The sequence below is a fragment of the Zhongshania sp. genome (genome assembly GCF_041623545.1).
Taxonomy (GTDB): Bacteria; Pseudomonadota; Gammaproteobacteria; order Pseudomonadales; family Spongiibacteraceae; genus Spongiibacter.
Window position 1 is genome coordinate 1 of sequence record NZ_JBFJWS010000393.1, and the last position, 2,492, is coordinate 2,492.

Sequence of the window (2,492 nt, forward strand, 5' to 3'; positions counted from 1 at the left end):
CCGGTCTCCAAAACCGGCTGTTGGGGGTTCGAGTCCCTCCTGGCCTGCCATTTACGTTGACACCGCTTCGCGTATGCGTAGTGGTGTTTTGCGCTTAGCGAAAAAGGGAAATGTTTTAACAATGAGTGCTAAGGCGGAAGACGCTGGTCGCCTCGATGGCCTGAAATGGAGTCTTGTGGCTCTATTAGTGGCTGGCGGCGTTGGCGGCAATATATATTTCTCTGGCGAGTCTTTGCTTTATCGTGTCATCGCCTTATTGGTGTTGGCGCTGATTGCAGGGTATATCGCGTACGGTACAGTGAAAGGCGAGGCTTTTTTTGAGTTGCTCAAAGGCGCGCGCACTGAAATTCGCAAGGTTGTCTGGCCGTCGCGTCAGGAAAGCACCCAAACCACGCTGATTGTAGTGGCGTTTGTAGTTGTTGCGGCATTGATTCTGTGGGGCTTAGACACTCTGTTGGGTTGGTTGGCATCCATGGTTATTGGCTAGAGGTAGGGCATGACAAAGCGCTGGTATGTTGTACACGCCTATTCTGGGTATGAAAAGAAAGTTGCACTCGCATTAAAAGAGCGTATTGAACTCTCTGGTTTTGCAGATCGCTTTGGTGAGGTTTTAGTGCCCACTGAAGAAGTTATTGAGATGCGCGGTGGCCAGAAGCGCAAAAGTGAGCGCAAGTTTTTCCCAGGTTACGTGCTGATTCAAATGGAACTCGGCGACGATACTTGGCATTTGGTAAAAGAGACGCCTCGAGTAATGGGCTTTATTGGTGGCAAGGCAGACAAGCCTGCGCCTATTACTGAGAAAGAAGCGCAGGCTATTTTGCAGCGCGTCGAAAGTGGTGACAAGCCCAAGCCTAAAACCTTGTTTGAGCCAGGTGAGATGGTGCGGGTTATCGATGGGCCGTTTAATGATTTCAATGGTGTCGTCGAAGAAGTGAATTATGAGAAAAACCGTCTGCACGTAGCAGTGCTGATCTTCGGGCGTTCAACGCCAGTTGAGTTGGATTTTGTGCAGGTAGAGAAAGCTTAATTTTATTTGGCAGCATAAGCGCTGAGTAAATGTATTGTTGCTGGTTTGTAGGGCCTTGGCCCGCAAAACAGCAGTTTAAACTGGGGAGCCTAACGGCGATTGTAAATCGTAAGGCGTTTGTACCCGCTAGGAGGAAGTCATGGCTAAAAAAGTACAAGCTTATATTAAGCTTCAGGTTGCTGCCGGTAAGGCCAACCCAAGTCCGCCAGTTGGTCCCGCACTGGGTCAGCACGGCGTTAACATTATGGAATTCTGTAAGGCCTTTAATGCTCAAACTCAGAGCCTTGAAGCTGGCATGCCAATTCCAGTTGTAATCACTGTTTATTCAGATCGTAGTTTTACCTTTGTCACTAAAACGCCACCAGCTTCTTTCTTGTTGAAGAAGGCTGCCGGTGTTACTAGTGGTTCTGGTACACCCAACTCCAAGAAAGTCGGTAAAGTGACTCGCGCCCAGCTTGAAGAGATCGCCACGATTAAAATGGCTGATCTGACCGCATCTGATATGGATGCAGCAGTGCGCACTATCGCGGGCAGTGCCCGTGCCGCCGGTATTGAAGTTGAGGGTCTGTAATCATGGCTAAGCTTACTAAGCGTCAAAAGGCGATCCGCGAAAAAGTGGTTCCCGGTAAACAGTACAGCTTTGAAGAAGCGGTAGCGCTACTTAAAGAAGTGTCTGTTATTAAATTCCCCGAAGCGATAGATGTTGCAATCAATCTTGGTGTTGATGCGCGTAAATCTGATCAAGCGGTTCGCGGTGCAACGACTCTGCCACACGGTACGGGCAAAACCGTTCGTGTTGCTGTTTTCACCCAAGGTGAGAATGCTGAGAAAGCTAAAGCGGCCGGTGCTGATTTTGTCGGTATGGACGATCTTGCTGCTGAAGTTAAAGGCGGCATGATGGACTTTGATGTTGTTGTTGCGTCTCCAGATGCAATGCGCGTTGTCGGTCAGCTCGGCCAGGTACTTGGTCCACGTGGCCTGATGCCTAACCCTAAGACTGGCACCGTAACTGCAGATGTTGAAACTGCGGTTAAAAATGCTAAGGCTGGTCAGGTTCGCTACCGTACTGATAAAAACGGCATCATTCATGGCGCGATCGGCAGTATCAGCTTCGAAGCTAATGTATTAAAAGACAACCTTGAGGCACTGTTGGGTGACTTGCGTAAAGCTAAGCCATCTTCAGCTAAGGGCGTTTATATGAAGAAGGTTACTCTTTCTTCAACGATGGGCCCCGGTATCGCAATTGATATGGCGAGCTTGTCGGCGAAATGATTTTAAGGCGCTAGTCGCTTTAAATGAGGCGGTTTTTTCGGAAACCGTTTTATAGGCTTTGTGGTCTTTGACAGCTGACCTACTGTGTCAAAAGACAGAGACCATCAAAGACCGTAGGCGGGGTTTGGGTTATTTAGACTTACCCCTTAATCGATGTGTTGATTCGTCAACGTTTACCGGCATTGGCCTACGC

4 protein-coding genes are annotated in these 2,492 nt (G+C 48.9%); all 4 read left to right on the forward strand.

Annotated features, from left to right (window positions below):
- Nucleotides 1-121: 121 nt before the first annotated feature.
- Nucleotides 122-487: a preprotein translocase subunit SecE gene (gene secE, locus ABYT30_RS18375; RefSeq protein ID WP_373084338.1), complete on the forward strand. Its 366-nt coding sequence runs from the start codon at nucleotides 122-124 to the stop codon at nucleotides 485-487.
- 9 nt (nucleotides 488-496) lie between these two features.
- On the forward strand, nucleotides 497-1,027 hold the full coding sequence (gene nusG, locus ABYT30_RS18380) for a transcription termination/antitermination protein NusG (protein WP_344936680.1): 531 nt from the start codon (nucleotides 497-499) through the stop codon (nucleotides 1,025-1,027).
- A 139-nt stretch (nucleotides 1,028-1,166) separates the two neighbouring features.
- Nucleotides 1,167-1,598, forward strand: a complete 432-nt coding sequence (gene rplK, locus ABYT30_RS18385; protein ID WP_184464460.1) for a 50S ribosomal protein L11 — start codon at nucleotides 1,167-1,169, stop codon at nucleotides 1,596-1,598.
- Nucleotides 1,599-1,600: 2 nt separating this feature from the next.
- On the forward strand, nucleotides 1,601-2,299 hold the full coding sequence (gene rplA, locus ABYT30_RS18390) for a 50S ribosomal protein L1 (protein WP_373084334.1): 699 nt from the start codon (nucleotides 1,601-1,603) through the stop codon (nucleotides 2,297-2,299).
- Nucleotides 2,300-2,492 lie beyond the last annotated feature (193 nt).